This is a genomic window from Pseudorhizobium endolithicum, assembly GCF_902153245.2.
Lineage (GTDB): Bacteria > Pseudomonadota > Alphaproteobacteria > Rhizobiales > Rhizobiaceae > Neorhizobium > Neorhizobium endolithicum.
This window is the reverse complement of the sequence record NZ_CABFWF030000012.1, coordinates 283,258-304,363: the sequence shown is the minus strand read 5'-3', so window position 1 is coordinate 304,363 and position 21,106 is coordinate 283,258. Positions and strand designations below refer to the sequence as shown.

Below are 21,106 nucleotides of genomic sequence, written 5' to 3'. Positions count from 1 at the left end.
TCGGCGGACACCCACAGGCACGTGCGACTTTGGGCAGCACGGGAGATAAGAATATTCGCCTTCACAATCAAGAGATTTTTTTGGGTCGTCGCCGAAAATTTGCGGCGATCGGCGGGAGGACGGATTTGCACAAATCCGGCCTGCGACTTACATTGCTCGATTGGAAGCCGGAAAGGGATTTGGCATGACGACGGCAAGCAGGCAGGAGGCCCTGAGGGACGAGCGCACAGGCGTGCTTTTGCGTGAGATTCGATTGCTGGTTCCCGACACCCGCGACCCTGCGGTCCAGGCACGACTGAAGGCCGCGATCTCGACGCTCGACCCCGAAGACGAACAGGAATCGATGCGCTGGATCGAGAGCGTTTCCCTGTTCGACAATGAGGACCGCGGCGCAGAATGAGGCGCGGTGATCTGGTGACGGTAGCGGTCTCCGGCGACTACGGCAAGCCACGTCCGGCCGTGATCGTGACAGGCAATGCGCTCCTCGATAGCGGACATGACGCAATCATACTCTGCCAGTTGACTTCCACCATCAATGACCTTGCGGACTTTCGGGTGGTAATCGATCCCACGCGGGAGAACGGGTTGAACCTGCGATCGGATATCATGGCCGACAAGCCCGTCGCGGTCTCACGACGGTGCATCGGCCCTGTGATTGGTCGACTGAGCGACAGCGACCTTCAGCGGTTCAACACAGCGTTAGCCTTCACCCTCGGTTTGACGGGCTGATCCGGCCAGGAAGAGCATCATGGACACACTCACTCGCATGCGCGCCTTCATCGACGTGGTGGAAGCGGAAGGCTTCTCTGCCGCCTCGCGGCGGACCGGCCGCTCGAAAGCCCTGCTCTCCAAGTATGTGAAGGAACTGGAGGACGATCTCGGCGCGCTGCTCCTCAACCGCACCACGCGGCAATTCTCCATGACGGAGGCGGGACACACCTATTACCGCACCGCAGCAGATATCCTGAAGGAGATCGACAACCTCGCAGACCTGGTGCGCGAGAACAATGCCGACCTCAAGGGGCGGCTGCGGGTCTCCGTGCCGCGCACCTTCGTGGATGCGGATGTCGGCCAGTCGCTGATCGACTTCGCGAAGGAGCATCCGGAGGTCTCGCTGGAAATCGTCGCGGAGGACCGCTTCGTCGATCTGATCGAGGAAAGCTTCGACCTTGCGATTCGCATCACCAAGCTGGAGGATTCCGGCCTGATTGCCCGCAAGATCGCCGATTTCCGCGTCTACGCCTGCGCTTCCGCCGATTTCGTTGCACGCCACGGGCCGATCGACACGCCGCAGGATCTCTCCCGAGCGCCCTTCATCATCGACACGAATTCCCGCTGGCACAACAATGTCCGCTTCTCCGGACCCGAGGGCAACACGATTTCCGTGCCGGTCAGCGGACCGGTTGAGGTCAACAGTCCGCAGGCGACGCTCCGGGCCGCGAAGGCGGGACTGGGCGTGGCGATCATCCCGGATTTCATCGCCGGTCCCTCGATCCAGTCCGGGGACCTCGTGACCCTTCTCGACGACTACATCGCCAAGGACCGCGGCATCTATGCCGTCTATCCGCATCGGCGCTACCTTCCCGCCAAGGTACGCAGCTTCGTCGATTATCTTGCCGTCTGGTTTCGCCGGCGGCACTGACCGCGTCGAAATTCCGACCCAATCGCGAACCAAACATCGCCTGACCTTGCCTCGAAAGAACCGACCGACCATGAAGCCCGCCCTGCCGCTCCTGACATTTCTGGCACTATCGGCTCCCGGCTCAGCACTGGCTCATCCGCATATCTTTGCGGAAGCGCGGCTGGAGGTGATCGCGGCCGACGACGGAACGGTATCGGAACTGCGCAACATCTGGCGCTTCGACGAGGTCTTCTCCTCCTCCGTGCTGCTCGACTTCGACAAGAACACCGACCTGAAGCTCGACGAAGAGGAACTCGCGGAACTCGGCCAGGTGATGCACGCCTCGCTCGCGGATTTCGACTATTTCACTACCGTCACGGTGGACGGTCAGGACGCGCCGATCATGAAGCCGGATGCGATCCACGTGTCCTACGAGGACAACCAGATCCTGGTCTTCTTCGCCGTAAGGACCGAGAAATCCCTGCCCCTCAAGGGCAAGCTCGCCGTCGGCGTCTACGACCCCTCCATGTACACCGCGATCGACTTTCCGACCGATGGCGATCTGGTGGCGCAGGGCAAGGGTGCGGAAGCCTGCAAGCGGCAGGTCGTGCGCCCGGACCCCGACGAGATCATCGCCCAGAACAACGAGACGCTGACCGAGGCCTTCTTCGACGATCCTTCCGGTAACGACATGTCGAAGCTCTTTGCAACGCGGCTGGAGCTCACCTGCTGATGCGGGGAAGGTGCCTCGTTCTGTTGACGCTTGCTTTGGCGTTGGCAGGGGCCGCCCAGGCGCAGTCGCCGCTTGGCGTCGGCTCGGCCGAACCGGCCTTCAGCGTCGGCGGCCCGCTCGGCGGCTTCCTCGGCTGGATCAACGATCACCAGCAGGCCTTCTACCGCGCACTGACAGGCGCATTGAAGGCGATGCGCGAGGACCCGCGCGCGCTTCTCGGCCTCGTCGGCCTGTCCTTCGCCTATGGCGTCTTCCACGCCGCCGGCCCCGGTCACGGCAAGGCGGTGATCTCCTCCTACATGATCGCCAACACCGTCGAACTGCGCCGGGGTGTTGCGATCTCCTTCCTGTCCTCGCTCCTCCAGGGACTGGTCGCCATCCTTTTGGTCGGCACCATCTTCTTCCTGCTGCGCGGCAGCGGCATCACCATGACGGTGGCCACGCGGGCGATGGAAGTCGCAAGCTTCGCGCTGATCGCGCTGTTCGGCGCATGGCTGCTCGCCCGCAAGCTGCTCTCCCTGCGCAATACGGAAAGTCCTGCCGCGGCAGCCTTTTCGGTGCCATCTCCAGCCGCCGCACTTCCACCCGGCGGCAGCCCGAACAGCCCCTCCCGCTTCCAGGCGGTCGAGGTGACGGGACACGAGCATATCGGCGACGGCACTTATTGCGAAGCCTGCGGCCATGCGCATGCGCCCGATCCCCGCCTGCTCGGCGGCGGCAGGTTCAGCGTGCGGGAAGCCTGGTCGGCCATCCTCGCCGTCGGGCTCCGCCCCTGCTCCGGCGCCATTCTGGTGATGAGCTTCTCGCTGTTGAACGGCCTCTATCTCGGCGGACTGCTCTCGGTGCTGGCGATGTCGCTCGGGACCGCCATCACCGTCTCGATCCTTGCGATCCTCGCCGTGACCGCCAAGGATCTCGCCGTCCGCTTCGCCGGTCCCGGATCGCGCACCGCCGGCCGGATCGCGACCGCCTTCGAGATGGCCGGCGCGCTCTTCATCCTGCTGATCGGCCTCTCGCTGCTCGCCGCCACCCTGCAGGCGTAGAGGTCAGGGCTTGCGGCCCCGCTGGTGACGGGCCCTCAGCCAGAAGATCAGGAAGAAGGACGCCACCGCGAGCCCGCCGAAGGCTGCCGCGACATAGGGGGAGAACGTTTCGGCCAGCCAGATCATGATCGGCGGCATGGCGAAGAACAGCGCCAGGAACCCAGCGAATATGATGGCAGCCGCGATCGCGGGGCTGCGCCCGCCCTCGCCGCTCATGCCGCCACTCCCGCCGGGATATCGGCCCGGATATCCTCCAGCCGTCGGCGCTGGCGCCCCGCTTCGTCAAAATTCTCCGGAGACAGCCAAGTCTCGAAGGCTTTCTTCAGAAGCGGCCATTCACCGTCGATCATCGAGAACCAGGCCGTATCGCGGTTGGCGCCCTTGGAGATGACGTGCTGGCGGAAGACCCCTTCGAAGGTGAAGCCGTAGCGGATCGCCGAGCGCTTGCTCGGCTCGTTCTCGTTGTGGCACTTCCATTCGTAGCGGCGGTAGCCGAGGTCCTCGAAGACGTGGCGGGCCATCAGATAATGCGCCTCCGTCGTCAGCGGCGAGCGCTGCACGTCCGGTGCATGCGCGACCGAGCCCACCTCGACCACGCCGTTCTTCGGGTCCGGCCGCATGTAGCTCGCCATGCCGACGATCCGGCCGCTGGCGTTGTCGCGGAAGACGAGGGTGACGAAGCTGCTCTGCGTCCTGGCGTTCTCCAGCCAGGCGCCGAAATCGTCGATACCGGTGAAATCGTTGTTGGGAAAATAGCGGGTCAGGGCGTTGACCCCCAGCCCGCCGAGCCCCTCCCAGAGGGCCTTCAGGTGCCGCCCGGCCTCGTAGGGCTCCAGCGTCACGAAACGGCCCCGCAACGTGATGGGGCCTGGGGCTTCAACCTTGTAGTTCGTCAGATCGCGCATCAGTCAGCCTCTTGTCCGAACCGAGGCTTAGGCCAGCGGCGGGGGAAAGGCAATCGGCCTGCCCCCTTCCGGGCGCCCCTTCCACCTCCCGGCACCTTCTCCCCGCATGCGGGGAGAGAGTTAGCCGCAGTCTCCCTGTTCAGGCCTGAACCTTCGCGGCCGAGACCGTCGCGTCGATATGGTCGAGGAGCGCGTCCGGAAGACCGAGGCGGCCGGCGAGAAGGTCGAGATAACCGCGCTCGGCGCGGGTGTCCGGATCGATGGTGAGGCGAGTGGCCGTGTAGAGTTCCACCTTCTGCTCCTCCGTCCGCGCTGCGGCGACGAGGTCGTCGATATCCACCGGATTGGCAAGTTCGTGGGCGATGAAGGCTTCCGCTTCCGAGCCGAGGTCGACGGCATGCACCTTGTCCATGATGTTGGCGCGCTCGGCGGCGTCGATGTGGCCGTCGGCCTTCGCCGCGGCGATCATCGCCCGTATCAGCGTCAGCGCGAAGTCGTTCGTCAGTGCGGAGGATTGCGGGTTGAAGGGAGAATCCGCAGGAGGCGGAAGGATCTCCGGCTCCCTGTGCGCCACCGTCTGGGGCGACTGGCCCGACTGATAATTCTTGTAGGCCATGTAGCCGAGACCCGCGATTGCAGCGAGCCCGCCCACGGTGGCGACATTGCCCGCGAGCTTTCGCCCCGTCTTGGTGCCGAGCAGCGCCGCCGCGATGCCCGCCGTCTTCCAGGGATTGTTCCTGGCGATGTCGCCGAACTGCCCGGCCCTGCCGAGCATATCCCCCGACTTGCCGCCCATCTGCGGCCCGAGGAACTGGTCAAGAAGCTTTTTGGCGTCGAACATCGAAATCTCCCTGTTGATGAGGACAGGGAGATAGGGCGGCCGAGGTCAAATTACAAAAGCCGCAACGAAGATATCATCCCTTCAGGACCGCAGCCTCCGAGGCTAGCCGGGTAATGCCGGCCCAGTCGCCGGCGGCCACGAGTTCCTTCGGGGCAACCCAGGAGCCGCCGACGCAGACGACGTTCGGTAGCGACAGGTAGTCCCTGGCGTTCTTGAGCGAGATGCCGCCGGTCGGGCAGAACAGCGTGCCGGCGAGTGGCGACGACAGCGCCTTGAGATAGGCGGCCCCGCCTGCCTGTTCGGCGGGGAAGAACTTCATGACCTCCAGCCCCTCCTCGCGCAGCGCCATGACTTCGCTCGCCGTTGCGGCTCCCGGCAGAAGCGGAACGTCGGACGACTTGGCGGCATCGAGGATGCCGCGGGTCACGCCGGGGCTGACGATGAAGGTGGAGCCGGCGGCGACGGCCGCGTCCCAGTCCTTCGCGCTGAGGATGGTGCCGGCGCCGACATTGGCCCCCTCCACCTCGGCGGCGACCGCCCTGACGGCGTCGAGCGCGGCGGGTGTGCGCATGGTGATTTCGATCGCCTTCAGCCCGCCCGCGACGAGCGCGCGCGCAAGCGGCACGGCCGACTTGGCATCCTCGACGATCAGCACCGGAACGACCGGCTGGGCCTTGAGGATCGCGAGGAGATTTTCGGTCTTGCCGCTCATGGGTGCTTCCGTTTCAAACGATTGAACTCCTGTGCCGGAATACCCCCCCGCTCCGGGGTTGTCGAGGAAAAATCAACCCTGCTCCGCCTTGCACCTTTGCCAAACGGAGCTTTTGCCATAGGTTCCACCACGACCGGAGACGGGGACATGCATGGCCAAGGAAATCGAGCGGAAGTTTCTGGTGAAGGACGACGGCTGGCGTGGAGAGGCCATGTCCGCCTCCGACTTCGTCCAGGCCTATGTGGCGACGCAGGAGGATCGATCCTTGCGGGTGCGGCTGATCGATGACCGGCGCGCGACGCTGACCATCAAGATCGGCCGGCAACTCATCAGCCGCGACGAGTTCGAATACGAGATTCCGGTCGATGACGCCCGGGAACTGATCGGCAGCGCGCTCGGCATCGTGCTGGAAAAGACGCGCCACGAGGTGGAGCACGAGGGCTTCACCTGGGAAGTAGACGTCTATGCCGGCGCCTATCGCGGGCTGGTGGTGGCGGAAGTCGAGATGGAGCACGAGGGCCAGGAGCCGCCCTTGCCGGCCTGGATCGGACGTGAGGTCACCGGCGACCGCCGCTTCTCCAACCTGGTGATGGCGACCGAGGATTTGTGCGCGGAGCTTTGCCATGGCCTTTCGCATCCGGCCTGACCGTGCGTTCACCGCAGAGTTCCGCTCGGTCGCGCGGCGGCAGTTGGAGCAGGCGATCCATTTCCTGGAGGGCCAGCCGAACGGGCCGCACGAGGCGATCCACGACGCGCGCAAGAAGTTCAAGCGCGTCCGCGCCCTTTACCGCCTGATCCAGCTGGATGCCAAGGAGTTCCGGCAGCGCGAGAACGAGCGCATCCGCGACATGGCGCGAACGCTCTCGGCGGTCCGGGATGCGACGGCGCTGGTCGAAACGGTCGACTACCTCGCCTCGGAGGCGACGTCACCGGAGGAAATCTCGGCGCTCGCCTTCGCCTCCAAGGCGCTGATCGAACGGCGCGACCGCATCGCCTCGGAGGAAACCGACCTCATCCGGAAGATCGCCGCCGCCGTTCGCACCTGCCGCGAGGCGATCGATGCGCTGGACGAACTGGACCTGGACGACAGCCCTCGCAAGACAGCGCGTCGTCTGTCCAAGGCCTGGCGCAAGCACTTGGCGCGCGCCGCAGCCGATCTCGTCGCCTGCGAGGAAGGCGGCGATACGGAAGCCTTCCACGATCTGCGCAAGGTCACCCAGACCTACTGGATGCACCTGTCGCTACTGTCGGACCTCTGGCCCTCGGCCATGCGGGCCAAGCAGAAGGAGGCAAAGGCGCTGGTGGATCTGCTGGGCCACGAGCATGACCTTTCGGTGCTGACGCAGGTGGTGAACGAGAACCCGGACCTGTTCGGCGACAGCGAAACGCTGGCGCGGCTGATCGGCGCGATCATCGCCCGCCAGCAGGACCTGCGGCAGCGGGCAATCGAACAGGCCAAGCTGGTGTTCGCCGACGACGCCGACACGGAGGCGGCACGCATTGCGCTTCTGTGGCAGGAGGCGGCCTCGCGCAGGTAGCCGGACGGCAGAGGACCCGGGCAGCGGCAGAAAGCGCGTTGCGCGGCCGCCCGTCTGGTAGTATTTCCCCGCCATGACCGACAATACCGCTATCGAAACGCCGGCCGCCGGCACCTATTGCGTGGCCGCGCTCTATCATTTCGCGACCTTCCCGCGCTACGAGGCCTTCCGTGCCCCGTTGCAGAATTTCTGCGACGAGCGGGGCATCAAGGGAACACTGCTGATCGCCCGCGAGGGGATCAACGGCACCGTGGCCGGTACAGATGCCGCCATCGGCGAACTTCTTTCCTTCCTCCGCGCCCAGCCCGAATTCACAAAGCTGGAGCACAAGGAAAGCCGCGCCTCCAAGATGCCCTTCCTGCGCATGAAGGTCCGGCTGAAGAAGGAGATCGTCACCATGGGAGTCGAGGACATCGACCCCAACAAGATCGTCGGCACCTATGTCGATCCGAAGGACTGGAACGCGCTGATCTCCGATCCGGACACGATCCTCATCGACACTCGCAACGACTACGAGACGGCGATCGGCATCTTCAAGGGCGCGGTCGATCCGAAGACGAAGACCTTCCGGGAATTCCCCGACTGGGTGAAGAACAATACCGGCCTGCACAACAAGCCGAAGATCGCCATGTACTGCACCGGCGGCATCCGCTGCGAAAAGGCCACGGCCTTCATGAAGGAGCGGGGCTTCGAGGAAGTCTACCATCTCAAGGGCGGCATCCTAAAATATCTCGAGGAGGTGCCCGCGGAGGAAAGCCTTTGGGAAGGTGCCTGCTTCGTCTTCGATGAGCGGGTCTCCGTGGAGCATGGGCTGAAGCAAGGGCCGCACCGGCTCTGCCACGCCTGCCGCAACCCGACCACCGCGGAAGAAGTGAACTCGCCCTACTATGAGGAAGGCGTTTCCTGCAGCCATTGCTACGAAACGCGCACCGACGAAGATCGGGAACGCTACCGCCAGCGGCAGCGTCAGATCGCGCTGGCAAGGCAGCGCGGGCAGAAGCACATCGGAAGCTGATCGTCGGCTAGAAAGCCTTTGGCAGCCCCGCCTGCTTCAGGGTTTCATTCGCCGTGTGGCGTGACTTGACGCCATGATCCACCGTGAAGTGGCAATTGGTGATAGGGCTGAACCAGATCTCGTGATCGCCCTTACCCGCCCGCACGAACCTGCAACCTGCCGCCGTCAGAAGTTCCTTCAGTTGGCGCAGATAGCCGCCCAGGGTTTTAGTACCGTGGATTCGGCACTTTGGCCAAATGCTCGGACATGATGTGAACCGGAATTTCGGGCAGGTCGAACGCCTGTCCGTTCAGTTCGAGCAGGTCGCCGATTGCCAAGACGACCTTCTTCTCCAGTCTCTCGAACGTCTCGGCTTCAACAGAAAGGCCATCTATGTCCTTGCTGGACGCCACCCAGACTTCTGCTTCCTCATCCCAGAGCGCTCGAACGATGATGGACGAGTGTTTCATCTAGGCTCTCCGCCACGCGTTGCTATTCTCTTCGAGAATATATCGTCGGCGTCACGGAATTCCAATGCCTCTCCCTCCGTTCACCCGAAGGGAGAGGCATACTCAAAGGCTTACCAGGACGGAATGACCGCGCCCTGATAGCGCTCGTTGATGAAGGACTTAATGCTTTCGTCGTGGTAGGCGTCGACGAGTGTCTGTACCCACGGAGCATTCTTATCTTCGGTGCGAACGGCGATGACGTTCGCATAGGGGCTTTCCTTGCCTTCGATGGCGATGGATTCGGTATTGGGGTTCAGGCCGGCGTCCAGCGCGTAGTTGGTGTTGATGACCGAGGCAGCCGTGTCGTCCAGCGAGCGCGGCAGCTGGGCTGCATCGAGTTCCGCGAACTGGATGTTCTTCGGGTTCTCGGTCACGTCAGCCGGGGTGGCCTTGAGGCCAGCTTCCGGATTGACCTTGATCAGCCCGTGCGCCTGGAGGACGAGGAGCGCGCGACCGCCATTGGTCGGATCGTTCGGGATGCCGACGGTTGCGCCGTCTTCCAGTTCGTCGAGGTTCTTTACCTTCTTGGAGTAGACGCCCATCGGGGTGGTGATGGTCTTCGCGACGCTCTCGATCTTGAAGCCGCGATCGGCGATCTGGTTGTCCAGATAGGGCTGGTGCTGGAAGGAGTTGGCGTTGAGGTCGCCATCGTTGAGCGCCTGGTTCGGAACGACATAGTCCGAGAATTCGACGATATCGATGTTCAGGCCCTTCTCGGCCGCAACTTCCTTGACCTTTTCCATGATTTCGGCGTGTTCGCCGACGGAAACGCCGACCTTGATGTCTTCGGCAAGGGCCGTGCCGGCGGAAAGGGCTGCCGCGAATGCGGCGAGGAGAGTGAGTTTCTTCATCTTCATGACTCCTTGGCTTGGGAAGAGGTTATCAGTTCTTGCGGGTGCGCTTGTCGAAGCGGCGGGCGAGCATGTCGCCGGCGCTCTGGATCGCCTGGACGACGACGATCAGCACCACGACCACGGCCAGCATGACCTCGGGCATGAAGCGCTGATAGCCGTAGCGGATGCCGAGATCCCCGAGACCGCCGCCGCCTACGGCCCCCACCATGGCGGAGTAGCCGACGAGGCTGACGAGGGTCAGGGTGAGCGCAAGCACGATGCTCGGCAGCGCTTCCGGCAACAGCACCTTCGACACGATCTGGATCGGCGTCGCACCCATGGCGCGGGCCGCTTCGATCAGGCCCCTGTCGACCTCCCGGATCGAGGATTCGATCAGGCGCGCGATGAAGGGGATCGTCGCGATGGTCAGCGGCACGATCGCTGCGGTCGTACCGATGGAGGTGCCGGCGATCATCCGGGTGAAGGGGATGATCGCGACCACCAGGATGATGAAGGGCGTGGAGCGCGTCGCATTGACGATGGCGCCCACCACCTTGTTGAGGGTCGGCGCCGGAAAGAGCTCGCCGCGGTTGCTCGTCGCAAGGAACACGCCGATCGGAAGCCCGATCAACGTCCCGACGATGCCGGAGACGAACACCATGTGCGCGGTCTGCAGCAGCGCCTTCCACAGAAGAGAGATGAGCATGTCAGGCGCCATAGCCGAGCACCTCCGTGGTAAGTCCGGTCTGCTGATAGAACCTGCTGGCCCGTTGAAGCGTATCCGGGTCGGCAGGATAGGAAACAACCAGCGAGCCATAGGGTTCGCCGGCAATCTCGTCGATCGCGCCCGCCAGGATGTTGACGTCGGGCCCGATCTCGGCGACCAGGCGCGCCGTCAGCGGCTGGAAGGCGGTCTCGCCGAAGAAGATCAACCGCACCAGCGCCCGATCGCCTGGCGCCGGCTCGGTCTTCGGTTCCGGGCGAATCCATTCCGGCAGTTTCGCACCGATCGCAGCCGACAGGAGCGACTGCGTCGTCTCGTGCTTGGGCGCCGTGAAGATGTCGAAGGTCCGGCCGTTCTCGACGATCTTCCCCTTGTCGATCACGGCGACCTGCGAGGCGATCGTCTTCACCACTTCCATCTCATGGGTGATGAGGAGCACGGTGAGGCCGAGGTCGCGGTTGATCGTCTTGAGGAGCTCGAGGATGGACTGGGTGGTTTCCGGGTCGAGTGCCGACGTCGCCTCGTCCGACAGCAGGAGCTTGGGCTCCGTCGCGAGCGCCCGGGCAATTCCGATGCGCTGCTTTTGCCCGCCGGAAAGCTCGGCCGGATAGCGGCCGGACTTGTCGCCCAGCCCGACGAGTTCGAGCAGCGGAGCGACGCGATCGCGGATCGCTTTGCGGTCCATGCCGGCGATCTCGAGCGGCAGTGCCACGTTGTCGAACGCCGTACGCGACGAGAGAAGATTGAAGTGCTGGAAGATCATGCCGACCTGGCGGCGGAGGTCGCGCAGACCCGTTTCCGGAAGGCCGCCCACTTCGACGCCATCGACGACGACGCGGCCGGAAGTGGCCTTTTCAAGCCCGTTGACCAAGCGGATAAGCGTCGATTTGCCCGCACCCGAGCGGCCGATGATGCCGCTGATCGCGCCGCGAGGAACGACCAGATCGACGCCGTCGAGCGCGGTGAACGCCGGCTGGTTCCCGGTTCCGCCGAAGCGCTTGGTGACGTCCTCGAACGTGACCATGGGGACTGCGGCGGGAGACTGATGGGTATCGACGCGGTTCATCGGAGGCCTCGCAGGGAGGCTTCACGGGATATGGGCAGGTAGGTCATCAACTTCTCTGTGGTGAATGCCGCACAAGCGGAAAAGACAAACGAGTGCCGGAACGTCAGCTCCGCATACACATTCGGACGGTTTGGCACCGCTCTAGCATCTTTGCATTCACCTGATCAAACCCTTGCCTGCTGCGGCATGACTGCTCGCCTCATGCTTATCGCACTGCACCACCAGCCGGACCGAGGCATGGCTTTCCAGTTATAGTGCGAAAAGGGAAATAACCGTGCCGCCGCCTCAGGCTGCGAGGTCGAATATCGGTGGCGAGAAAGCCTCGAAGGTGGGACGACCGAAGAGATAACCCTGCATCAGCGTTACCCCCAGGTCACGGAGCACTGCCATCTCCGCCGAGGTCTCGATGCCCTCGCACACCGCCGTGATGCCCAGATCTGCAAGCATCGCCAAGGTTTGCTTCACGACGACGCGCTTTGCGCGGTCGAGATCGATACCGCGGATCAAGTCCATGTCGAGCTTGACGATATCGGGCTGGAACTTGGCGAGCAAATTGAGCCCGGAATGACCGGCACCGAAATCATCGATCGCGGTCCTGAAGCCCATGCCCTTGTAGGTTTGCAGGATGTTGAGAAGATGATTGGTATCCACCTGCTCGGCTTCCGTGAACTCGAAGATGATCCGGTTCAGCGGGAAGGAAACGCGGGAGGCGGTGGCCAGCGTGAGGTGAATGCAGGCGCGCGGCTCATAAACGGCATTGGGCATGAAGTTGATCGAGAGGCTGGCATCCCGGTCGGTCCTGAGCCGGGAGGCAAGCTCGATCGCCTTCTGCCTGCAACTCTGGTCGAAGGCGTAGCGATTGGCCTCCGTGACACCGGAAAGAACGGTGCCGGCACCTTCGCCGTTGATGCCGCGGACCAGCGCCTCATAGGCGAACACCTCTCCGCCTCTCACGTCGACGATGGGCTGAAATGCCATGGAAAAGGGTAGTTCAAATCCCTCACCGTCTCTGCAACCTGCACACGCCATGCCATTCCCCTTCTCCAAGCCGGCGCAGGCTATCCGATAGTCGTTAAGGAACAGTCCCTGAAGCATCGGCAGCACGATGGCTTCCTTTCGGAAACTCCGATGCGAGCGCCTTGTACCACTTGCCGCTCTTCTTGACCGTTCGAACCTGCGTCTCGTAGTCGACGTGGACGAGGCCGAAGCGCATCTGGTAGCCCTTCGCCCATTCGAAATTGTCCATCAGGCTCCAGGCAAAGTAGCCGCGCAGCGGGAACCCGTCGGCAATGAGATCGGCACAGACCGACAGGTGGTCGGCGTAGTAATCGAGCCGTGGCTGGTCATCCACCTCGCCGTCCTCGCCGACGCCCATGTTGTAGGCCGCGCCGTTCTCGGTGATGTACATCTCGGGAAGGTCGTAACGGCGGTATAGGTCTTCGACGAGCAGCTTCAGGGCCGGTGAATAGATCTCCCAGCCAATGTCGGTCTTCTCGTCACTTGTCGGAGGCGCGTCCTTCGTCCAGGGGAAGTCACCGCCTCGTGCCGCATCATCGGCCACCCGCATCGGCGTGTAGTAGTTGAGCCCCCACCAGTCGAGCTTGCCGCTGATCGTGGTAAGATCTCCTTCCTCAACCTTCGGCATGCGGCCGCCCAACGCATCGAGAAGCACCGGCGGATACTCGCCCTTGAAGACAGGGCCGAAGAAGGCCCCATTGTGGAATTCGAACGCCCGTTCGGCGGCGGCCTTGTCCTCCGTGCTGCCGGAGGCGGCAATGACGGAATGGGCGTTCAAGACCAGCCCGACAGGCACGTTCGGGCTCACGTCCCGGATGGCCTCGACGCCGAGCCCATGGGCGAGATTTGTGTAGTGCATGGCGTGAAGGGCGGCTTCCATGTTGCGCTCGCCCGGCGCGTGCTCTCCGTAGAGGTGGCTGAGCCAGACGGAGCACCACGGTTCGTTGAAGGTCGCGACCGCATCCAGCCGGTCACCGAGGCGAGCCATCACCACCTTCGCATAGCGCTGGAAGGCATAGGCGGTCGAGCGCGCCGTCCAGCCGCCGTCGCCCATGAGCGCCAGCGGCAGGTCCCAATGGTAGAGGGTCGCGAAGGTCCTGATGCCCCGCGCCTTGCAGCCATCCACCAGCCGGTCATAGAAATCGAGCCCCTTCTCGTTCACCCGCCCGACACCCTCGGGGATGATCCGTGGCCAGGCGATGGAGAAGCGATAGGCCGAAACGCCCATCTCCTTGATGAGGTCGAGATCCTGATCCAGCCTATGGTAGTGATCGCAGGCGATATCGCCGTTGTGACGGCCACAGACCCGGCCCGGCATGTTGGAGAAGGCGTCCCAGATGGAGGGCTTGCGCCCGTCCTCCTTCGTTGCCCCTTCGATCTGGAACGACGCCGTGGCGACGCCGAACGTAAAGTCGCCAGGGAAACGGGCTGCAAGGGTCTTGGGATTAGTCATGTAGGGCTCGCCATTCCACGGAGATGAGGCTGTCGGCGGCGGTTTAGTAAAGCCGGGCCCTGATGTACAGGCAAAAGCTGAAACGTTGCAGAAAGTCACAAGGGCTGCAGTTGCAGCGGGGGGACGTCACTGCGCCCCCCGCTGCAGATGTCAGAGCTTTACCCAGGCGCCGTTCTTCTTCGAGGACGCGACGCAAGCCTCGACGAAGGCGACACCCTTCACGCCGTCGTCGACGGTTGGATAGATGACGTCCTTGTCAATCTTCGCGCCTTTCTTCGCCGCGTTGATCGCGCGCGCCGCTTCCGTGTAGATCGTCGCGAAGGCTTCCAGATAGCCTTCCGGATGGCCGGAGGGGATGCGGCTGACGCGGGCGGCGGCAGCACCTGCACCTGCACCGTTGCGGGTGATCAGGCGCTTCGGCTCGCCAAAGGGCGTGAACCACAGGTAGTTCGGATCGGCCTGCGTCCACTCGATCCCGCCCTTCGTGCCGTAGACGCGGATCTTCAACCCGTTCTCGTTGCCTGGCGCCACCTGGCTGCACCAGAGCATGCCTTTCGCGCCGCCTTCGAAGCGCAGCATGACATGGGCGTTGTCGTCGAGGCGCCGCCCCTCGACGAAACTGTCGAGATCGGCCGCCAGGCTCTCCAGCGTCAGGCCGGTAACGAAGCAGGCCAGGTTATAGGCATGCGTGCCGATGTCGCCGGTGGAGCCGCCCGCGCCGGACTGCGCCGGGTCCGTGCGCCAGACGGCCTGCTTGGCGCCGGTCTGCTCGACCGCTTCCGTCAGCCAGTCCTGCGGATACTCCACCTGGACGACACGAATGGTGCCGAGGTCGCCGTTCTGCACCATCTCCCGCGCCTGGCGCACCATGGGATAGCCGGTATAGTTATGGGTGAGGATGAAGAGCGCATCGCTCTCGTCCGCCACCTTCTTGAGCTTCTTGGCGTCTGCCAGGTTCGAAGTCAGCGGCTTGTCGCAGATGACATGGATGCCGCGGCGCAGGAATTCCTTGGCGGCCTCGTAATGCACATGGTTCGGCGTCACGATGGATACGGCCTCGATGCCGTTCTTCAGCCGCGCCTCGCGGATCGCCATCTCCTTGTAGGAGCCATAGGTGCGGGCCGGATCAAGCCCCAGGTCTCGTCCCGACTGCATCGCCTTTTCCGGCGTGGAAGAAAGCGCACCCGCCACCAGTTCGAACTGGTCGTCCAGCCGTGCTGCCATGCGGTGAACGGCACCGATGAAGGCGCCCGCGCCGCCGCCCACCATGCCGAGCCGGATGCGCGGCTCGCGTGCCTGTTCGTCCTTGCCTTCGATAGCCATGTCGTCTCCCTTTCGCTTCGCAACCGAAGTTGCTCTTAACATTGCCTTCCCGGCGTATTAGCTTGCGTTCCATCGACAGAAGGATGCCCTGGCAGTGAACACCTAGGACCCGCCTCCGACGGAGGCTTCAACACAAAGCCATTCCAGTTGCGCCGCGAGCGCTTCCGGGACTCTCCTGTTGAAAGGTCCAGTCATGCCATTGCTCAACGCAGATGCAGCCCATCCCATCACGCTTGCCGACGGAACCATCGTCAAAGGAACCGTCCATCTCAACCAGGTGATTGACCACCCTCGCATCACCGTAGGTGACTACAGCTACTATTCGAGCTTTGACGAACCCGTCGACATACCGGGCACGATCGCTCCCTATCTCTATCCGTTCAGCCGCGAGAAGTTGGTGATCGGCCCGTTCGTGCAACTGGCGCACGGCGTGAAGTTCATCACCAGTTCGGCGAACCACCCGATGCAGGGATTCAGCTGCTACCCCTTCAGGATCTTCAAGCCGGAGACCATGGCCGACTACGCGGAACTTCCGGCGAAGGACACGGTGATCGGCCCGGACGTCTGGATCGGCTACGGCAGCCTCGTCATGCCCGGCGTGACGATCGGCGCCGGCAGCATCGTTGCCGCCGGCTCGGTCGTGACGAGGGACGTCGCACCCTACAGCATCGTCGGCGGCAACCCGTCCAAGCCGATCCGCCGCCGGTTTTCCGATGACGTCATAACGGAACTTCTTGCAATAGCCTGGTGGAATTGGCCGATCGACCGTATAGAAGCCGCGCTTCCGGCAATCGAAAGCGGCGATCTCGCCGCCCTCAGAGCCGGCTGACCCTGTCACAGCCCCAGCATCCGGCGGTTCGCCGCCTCGTCCGTGCCGCCGGCGGCGAAATCGTCGAAGGCCTTTTCGGTGACCCGGATGATGTGGTGCCTGACGAAGTCAGCGCCTTCGCGTGCGCCGTCCTCGGAGTTCTTCAGCGCGCATTCCCACTCGACCACGGCCCAGCCGTCGAAGTCGTTGGCGGTGAGCTTCGAGAAGACGGCGCCGAAATCCACCTGGCCGTCGCCGAGCGAGCGGAAGCGGCCGGCGCGCTGCACCCAGCCCTGGTAGCCGCCGTAGACACCCTGCCGGCCGGTCGGATTGAACTCCGCGTCCTTGACGTGGAACATCTTGATCCGATCCTTGTAGATGTCGATGTTATCGAGATAGTCGAGGCACTGCAGCACGTAGTGCGACGGGTCGTAGAGCATGTTGGCGCGTGGGTGGCTCTTCACCCGCTCGAGGAACATCTCGAAGGTGACGCCGTCATGCAAGTCCTCACCCGGATGGATCTCGTAGCAGACGTCGACGCCGCACTCTTCAGCGTGGTCGAGGATCGGAGTCCAGCGCCGCGCGAGTTCGTCGAAGGCGGTTTCGATGAGGCCGGCCGGGCGCTGCGGCCATGGGTAAATGAAGGGCCAGGCAAGCGCGCCGGAGAAAGTAGCGTGTGCCTTGATGCCGAGGTGTTTCGACGCCGACAGCGCCATCTTCACCTGGTTGACCGCCCATTCCTGCCGCGCCCTCGGGTTACCGCGCACCTCCGGCACGGCAAAACCGTCGAAGGCTTCGTCATAGGCGGGATGAACGGCGACGAGTTGACCCTGCAGGTGCGTCGAAAGCTCCGTCACCTCAATGCCGTTCTGGCGCGCGACACCCGCGAACTCGTCGCAATAGTCCTTGGATTCGGCCGCCTTCTTGAGGTCGATCAACTGTCCGGCCCAGGTCGGCACCTGGACGCCGACATAGCCCTTGTCGGCCGCCCATTTGGTGATCGCGTCCCAGGAATTGAACGGTGCGGCATCGCCTGCGAACTGGCCGAGAAAGATGGCCGGACCTTTGATCGTCTTCATGGAAATCTCCGTGACGTTATTGCTGCATCGATTGCTTGCCCGTCCGGCTGCCGGATCTTCTCCGCACTCACGGGGAGAAGGACGCAGGCTGCTACCCCTCTGTCCCATTGCTGACAGGAAGGCCGGGCACGTCCCTCCCCCCGTCGAAACGGGGAGAGGGCGAGGGTTCAGGTGGACATCTGCGGATCAGAACGGCGAATCCGGGAAGTAGAACTGCTCGGCATTGTCCTTGGTGACGAGCGTTGCATCGAGGATGTACTCGCCGTCGACCGGTACCTGGTCATACAGCCCGGCGGCCGTCATCTGCATGGCGGTCGCGATCATTGCCGGCGGATAGAGAACGTCGACGGGCACCATCTTGTCGCCGTCCATGACGCGCTTGATCATGTCCTTCGAACCGGCGCCACCAACCACGTATTGGATGTCGGTACGACCGGACTGCTCGATCGCTTCCAGGATGCCGACGACCATGTCGTCGTCCTGCGCCCAGACGACGTCGATCTTCGGATATTTGGTCAGGTAGTCCTGCATCACGCGGAAGGCGTCGTCGCGGTTCCAGTTGCCGTACTGGCGCTCCAGAACCTTGACGTTGGAACCTTCGATACCCTTGTCGAACCCGTCCTGGCGCTGCTGGTCGATCGGGATCGGCAGGCCGCGGATGACGACGACTTCGGCATCCGGCGTCGTCTCGGCGATGTACTTGCCGGCCACTTCGCCGAGTGCCGGGTTGTTGCCCGCGACGTAGAGGTCGCGCACCGAGTTGTCGTTGTTGGACGGCGCGCGGTCGACGAGCGCGACGAAGGTGCCGGCGTCCTTGACCTGCTGGATGGCGTTGACCAGCGGATCCGGATCCGTCGGCAGGATGACCAGCGCGTCAATGCCCTGCACCGCAAGGTCTTGGACGGCATTCGCCTGGCTTGCCGGATCTGGTGACGTCTTGACGATAACGTTGAGGCCCGGATGCTCTTCCATCAAGAGCTTTGCCACGCGTTCGGCATGGTAGACGACGCCCGCAGTCCAGCCGTGGTCGGCCGCCGGGATGGAAACGCCGATCGTCGCCTTCTTCTCCTCCTGCGCCCAACCGAGGTTGGGCGCCATGGCAACTGACGCTGCAAGCGCCGCAACCGCGATCCCGAAAGTTCTTCTACGCATGTTCTCTCTCCCAAGTTCGGGTCTTTGTTGCCAGCCGGGCGCGACCCACAGAGCCCGGCCGGTTCTCACGACCGCCGCGACAGCGAGCGCTGCACGAGCATGGCGATGATGATGATCGCGCCCTGGATGGCGCCGATGAGGTATTCGCTGACGAAGTTCGACAGCAGCATGATGTTGCCGACGATTTCCAGGATGAAGGCGCCACAGAGCGTGCCCCAGATGCGCCCTACCCCGCCCCTAAGCGCAGTGCCGCCCACGACGACTGCCGTGATCGCCTGTAACTCCCAGAGGATACCCGTCGTGGCAGAGGTTGAACCGAGGCGCGGCACGTAGAGCAGCACGGCGATGGCGACGCAAAGCCCCTGGACGACATAGGCGATGGTGCGGACTCGCTTGACGGATATCCCGGAATAGCGAGCGACGTCCTCGTTCGAGCCGACGGCGATCAGGTGGCGTCCGTAGCGCGTGCGGTAGAGCACGAAGGCGGCGATCGCAGCGGTCACGAAGATCACGATGATCGGCACCGGCACGCCCAGAACCTCGCCGAAATAGACCGGCCGGTAGAGCGACTGAAGCTCGCGGTCACGCAGGGTGATCGCCCCGCCCTGGCTGAGCCAGGTGGTGAGGCCGCGATAGATGCCCATCGTGCCGAGCGTGGCGATGAAGGGCTCGATCTGGCCGACCGTAGTAATGAGGCCGTTGAACAGGCCACAGGCCGCGCCGATCGCCACGGCAAGCGCCATGCCGGCAATCAGCAGCATCAAGGGGTCTGCGATCGCCCCGGAATTCAGGAACATGATCATCAGGCTGGCGACAAAGGCCACCATCGCGCCGACGGAAAGGTCGAGACCGCCGGACGAGATCACATAGGTTGCACCAAGAGCGATAATGGCGATGAAGGCGCTGCGGGTGATGACGTTCGAAAGGTTGGCAACGGAGATGAAGTTGTCGTTGGCCAACGCCCCGAGCACGAGCAGGAGAGCGAGCGCGACGAAGGGCGCTACCGCCCTGAGATCCCAGTCGCGCGAGGTCTTCGGCTTGGCCGTTTCAGTTGCGGCAGTCGTCATGGCCTCAGGCAGCCTCCCCGGTCTTTACGCCCGTGGCGAGCACCACGATCTCATTCTCGTTCATGTGTTCCCCCGTGACTTCGCCGACGATCTGTCCTGACCGCATGACGAGGATGCGGTCGCAGATGCCGATCAGCTCCGGCATCTCGGAAGAGACGACGATGATCGCCCGCCCCTCTTCCGCCAGCCGAGCGATGAATTTGTAGATCTGTTCCTTGGTGCCGATGTCGATGCCGCGCGTCGGCTCGTCGATGATGACGATCGACGGATCGAGCATCATCATCTTGGCTATGAGCAGCTTCTGCTGGTTGCCGCCGGAGAGCTGGCCGGCGAGCAGGTCCTTGCGGCCGGTGCGGATATCGAACTCGCGGATGGCTCCCTCCAGCGCCTCAGCCTCCCGCTTGCGGTCGATCTGAAGGCCGCGGACGAAGCGGCGGATGGAGGCAAGCGTCAGGTTGGTGGCCAGGTCCTTCAGCAGGAGCAGTCCCTTGCCCTTGCGGTCTTCGGACAGGTAGACGATGCCGGCTTGCATACTCTGGCTCGCATCCCGGAACTGAACCGGTTGCCCGTTGTGGCGAACGGTCCCGCTTGCGCGCCGTACGCCGACCAGACCTTCCATCAATTCGGTGCGCCCGGCCCCGACGAGGCCGGCGAAGCCCAGGATCTCTCCCTTGCGCAACTGGAAGCTCGCACTCCTGGCATAACCAGGCACGTCGAAATTTTCGACCTCCAGCACCGTTTCACGCGCTTGCGCCGCATGACGATCCGGATAGAGTTTGGCGACGTCGCGGCCGACCATCAGCCGTGCCATGTCGGCCGGTTCCAGGTCGGCGGCATCGTGACTGGCCACAAGCCGGCCGTCCCGAAGCACGGTCACACGATCGGCGATCTGCTTCACCTCCGGCAGGCGGTGCGAGATGTAGAGGACGCCAACGCCCTTGGCGCGGATGTCGTTGATGACCTTGAGCAGCGCTTCCGTCTCGAATGGCGTCAGCGACGCGGTCGGCTCATCGAAGATGACGATACGGTGCGGCACGAGCAGCACCCGGGCGATCTGCACCAGTTGGCGCTGGGCAATCGACAGGCTGCCGACGATGGCTTTCGGGTCGATGTCGGCCCCCAGATCGCGCAGCCCCTTGGCGGCGCCCTCGTTCATCGCCTTGTCGTCAACGGTCAGTCCCTTGCCGATCTCGCGGCCAAGATAGATGTTCTGGGCGACCGTCAGATCAGGGGCGAGCAGGATTTCCTGGTGCACCAGCACGATGCCCCGGCTTTCCGCATCGACCGGCCCAGCGAAATGCACCGGCTGGCCGTCGATAAGGATCTCGCCGCGGGTCGGCTGATGATTGCCGGCGAGGATCTTCATCAGCGTCGACTTGCCCGCGCCGTTCTCCCCGATGATGGCATGAACCTCTCCGGGCAAGACGGTGAGCCCGACATCGCGCAGAACCTCCACCGGCCCGAATGCCTTCGAAAGACTTCGGGCCTCCAGGATCGGCGATGGGTTCGGAGAGGGTTCGGGCGTCATCGAACACCACCCGCGGCCGAGGCTTCGAAAGCCGCAGCAACTCCACCCGCCCGGCAAATGCCGGGCCGCACTGTCTTTATTCGGTGCACCTGAACTTCCTCCCGATTTCAGGCTAGCCAAGATTTTGAGGTACGTAAAGCAGCTTTGAGTTCAGAATTGG

25 protein-coding genes are annotated in these 21,106 nt (G+C 63.5%); 9 read left to right on the top strand and 16 right to left on the bottom strand.

The features are described from left to right. Positions 1-184: 184 nt before the first annotated feature. The 5 genes from RTCK_RS11300 to RTCK_RS11280 all read left to right on the top strand — a co-directional run bounded on the left by RTCK_RS11300 (position 185) and on the right by RTCK_RS11280 (position 3,397). Entirely contained in the window at positions 185-400 is a 216-nt protein-coding gene (locus RTCK_RS11300) for a hypothetical protein (RefSeq protein ID WP_142592877.1), read from the top strand. Next, positions 397-729: a type II toxin-antitoxin system PemK/MazF family toxin gene (locus tag RTCK_RS11295; protein ID WP_142592876.1), complete on the top strand. Its 333-nt coding sequence runs from the start codon at positions 397-399 to the stop codon at positions 727-729. Before RTCK_RS11300 ends, RTCK_RS11295 begins: the two co-directional genes overlap by 4 nt. 19 nt (positions 730-748) lie before the next feature. Then, positions 749-1,642 (top strand): LysR family transcriptional regulator, encoded by an 894-nt coding sequence (locus RTCK_RS11290; protein ID WP_142519735.1) that lies wholly within the window; start codon positions 749-751, stop codon positions 1,640-1,642. 70 nt (positions 1,643-1,712) lie between these two features. Beyond that, on the top strand, positions 1,713-2,354 hold the full coding sequence (locus tag RTCK_RS11285; protein WP_142519734.1) for a DUF1007 family protein: 642 nt from the start codon (positions 1,713-1,715) through the stop codon (positions 2,352-2,354). Next, positions 2,354-3,397, top strand: coding sequence for a nickel/cobalt transporter (locus tag RTCK_RS11280; protein WP_142592875.1), 1,044 nt, complete (start codon positions 2,354-2,356; stop codon positions 3,395-3,397). Before RTCK_RS11285 ends, RTCK_RS11280 begins: the two co-directional genes overlap by 1 nt. Before the next feature lie 3 nt (positions 3,398-3,400). Here RTCK_RS11280 and RTCK_RS11275 read toward each other — a convergent pair whose 3' ends face one another. From RTCK_RS11275 to RTCK_RS11260, 4 genes are all read right to left on the bottom strand, one after another. Beyond that, a complete protein-coding gene (locus tag RTCK_RS11275) occupies positions 3,401-3,613 on the bottom strand; it encodes a hypothetical protein (RefSeq protein ID WP_142519732.1) in 213 nt (70 codons plus the stop codon). Beyond that, on the bottom strand, positions 3,610-4,302 hold the full coding sequence (locus tag RTCK_RS11270; RefSeq protein ID WP_142592874.1) for a GNAT family N-acetyltransferase: 693 nt from the start codon (positions 4,300-4,302) through the stop codon (positions 3,610-3,612). Before RTCK_RS11270 ends, RTCK_RS11275 begins: the two co-directional genes overlap by 4 nt. A gap of 139 nt (positions 4,303-4,441) precedes the next feature. Beyond that, positions 4,442-5,143 carry a tellurite resistance TerB family protein gene (locus RTCK_RS11265; protein WP_142592873.1) on the bottom strand — a complete coding sequence of 234 codons (702 nt, stop codon included), beginning with the start codon at positions 5,141-5,143 and terminating at the stop codon, positions 4,442-4,444. A gap of 73 nt (positions 5,144-5,216) precedes the next feature. Then, positions 5,217-5,855: a 2-dehydro-3-deoxy-phosphogluconate aldolase gene (locus RTCK_RS11260; RefSeq protein ID WP_142592872.1), complete on the bottom strand. Its 639-nt coding sequence runs from the start codon at positions 5,853-5,855 to the stop codon at positions 5,217-5,219. 151 nt (positions 5,856-6,006) lie between these two features. Between RTCK_RS11260 and RTCK_RS11255 the strand changes: the two genes are divergently transcribed. From RTCK_RS11255 to trhO, 3 genes are all read left to right on the top strand, one after another. Next, complete coding sequence (locus RTCK_RS11255) at positions 6,007-6,501, top strand: CYTH domain-containing protein (RefSeq protein ID WP_142592871.1); 495 nt, start codon at positions 6,007-6,009, stop codon at positions 6,499-6,501. Further along, on the top strand, positions 6,479-7,393 hold the full coding sequence (locus RTCK_RS11250) for a CHAD domain-containing protein (protein ID WP_142592870.1): 915 nt from the start codon (positions 6,479-6,481) through the stop codon (positions 7,391-7,393). The genes RTCK_RS11255 and RTCK_RS11250 overlap by 23 nt, the downstream gene beginning before the upstream one ends. Positions 7,394-7,466: 73 nt before the next feature. After that, the gene (gene trhO / locus RTCK_RS11245) at positions 7,467-8,408 is read left to right on the top strand and encodes an oxygen-dependent tRNA uridine(34) hydroxylase TrhO (RefSeq protein ID WP_142592869.1); all 942 of its coding nucleotides are present in this window, start codon (positions 7,467-7,469) and stop codon (positions 8,406-8,408) included. Positions 8,409-8,415: 7 nt separating this feature from the next. Here the strand turns inward: trhO and RTCK_RS20890 are convergent, their stop codons facing one another. From RTCK_RS20890 to RTCK_RS11210, 8 genes are all read right to left on the bottom strand, one after another. Next, positions 8,416-8,610, bottom strand: a complete 195-nt coding sequence (locus RTCK_RS20890; RefSeq protein ID WP_142519725.1) for a type II toxin-antitoxin system HicA family toxin — start codon at positions 8,608-8,610, stop codon at positions 8,416-8,418. Positions 8,611-8,614: 4 nt separating this feature from the next. Further along, the gene (locus RTCK_RS11240; RefSeq protein ID WP_142519724.1) at positions 8,615-8,857 is read right to left on the bottom strand and encodes a DUF1902 domain-containing protein; all 243 of its coding nucleotides are present in this window, start codon (positions 8,855-8,857) and stop codon (positions 8,615-8,617) included. A gap of 110 nt (positions 8,858-8,967) precedes the next feature. Then, positions 8,968-9,747, bottom strand: a complete 780-nt coding sequence (locus tag RTCK_RS11235) for a MetQ/NlpA family ABC transporter substrate-binding protein (protein WP_142592868.1) — start codon at positions 9,745-9,747, stop codon at positions 8,968-8,970. Between the two features lie 31 nt (positions 9,748-9,778). Beyond that, positions 9,779-10,447, bottom strand: coding sequence for a methionine ABC transporter permease (locus RTCK_RS11230; RefSeq protein ID WP_142519722.1), 669 nt, complete (start codon positions 10,445-10,447; stop codon positions 9,779-9,781). Further along, complete coding sequence (locus RTCK_RS11225; protein ID WP_142522801.1) at positions 10,437-11,477, bottom strand: methionine ABC transporter ATP-binding protein; 1,041 nt, start codon at positions 11,475-11,477, stop codon at positions 10,437-10,439. The genes RTCK_RS11230 and RTCK_RS11225 overlap by 11 nt, the downstream gene beginning before the upstream one ends. A 327-nt stretch (positions 11,478-11,804) precedes the next feature. Beyond that, positions 11,805-12,497 carry an EAL domain-containing protein gene (locus RTCK_RS11220; RefSeq protein WP_235988671.1) on the bottom strand — a complete coding sequence of 231 codons (693 nt, stop codon included), beginning with the start codon at positions 12,495-12,497 and terminating at the stop codon, positions 11,805-11,807. A 94-nt stretch (positions 12,498-12,591) separates the two neighbouring features. Then, positions 12,592-13,989, bottom strand: coding sequence for a GH1 family beta-glucosidase (locus RTCK_RS11215; protein ID WP_142592866.1), 1,398 nt, complete (start codon positions 13,987-13,989; stop codon positions 12,592-12,594). Between the two features lie 150 nt (positions 13,990-14,139). Then, positions 14,140-15,312 carry a Gfo/Idh/MocA family protein gene (locus tag RTCK_RS11210; protein WP_142592865.1) on the bottom strand — a complete coding sequence of 391 codons (1,173 nt, stop codon included), beginning with the start codon at positions 15,310-15,312 and terminating at the stop codon, positions 14,140-14,142. Positions 15,313-15,505: 193 nt separating this feature from the next. Here RTCK_RS11210 and RTCK_RS11205 point away from each other — a divergent pair, with 193 nt between their 5' ends. Then, positions 15,506-16,141 (top strand): CatB-related O-acetyltransferase, encoded by a 636-nt coding sequence (locus RTCK_RS11205; RefSeq protein WP_142592864.1) that lies wholly within the window; start codon positions 15,506-15,508, stop codon positions 16,139-16,141. A gap of 5 nt (positions 16,142-16,146) precedes the next feature. On the opposite strand, the gene RTCK_RS11200 is transcribed toward RTCK_RS11205, so the two are convergent. The 4 genes from RTCK_RS11200 to RTCK_RS11185 all read right to left on the bottom strand — a co-directional run bounded on the left by RTCK_RS11200 (position 16,147) and on the right by RTCK_RS11185 (position 20,946). Next, on the bottom strand, positions 16,147-17,199 hold the full coding sequence (locus RTCK_RS11200) for a sugar phosphate isomerase/epimerase family protein (protein WP_142592863.1): 1,053 nt from the start codon (positions 17,197-17,199) through the stop codon (positions 16,147-16,149). A gap of 186 nt (positions 17,200-17,385) precedes the next feature. Beyond that, a complete protein-coding gene (locus tag RTCK_RS11195) occupies positions 17,386-18,351 on the bottom strand; it encodes a substrate-binding domain-containing protein (RefSeq protein ID WP_142519717.1) in 966 nt (321 codons plus the stop codon). A 65-nt stretch (positions 18,352-18,416) separates the two neighbouring features. Then, positions 18,417-19,418: an ABC transporter permease gene (locus RTCK_RS11190; RefSeq protein WP_142519716.1), complete on the bottom strand. Its 1,002-nt coding sequence runs from the start codon at positions 19,416-19,418 to the stop codon at positions 18,417-18,419. Positions 19,419-19,422: 4 nt separating this feature from the next. Continuing rightward, the gene (locus RTCK_RS11185) at positions 19,423-20,946 is read right to left on the bottom strand and encodes a sugar ABC transporter ATP-binding protein (RefSeq protein ID WP_142519715.1); all 1,524 of its coding nucleotides are present in this window, start codon (positions 20,944-20,946) and stop codon (positions 19,423-19,425) included. Between the last annotated feature and the right edge of the window lie 160 nt (positions 20,947-21,106).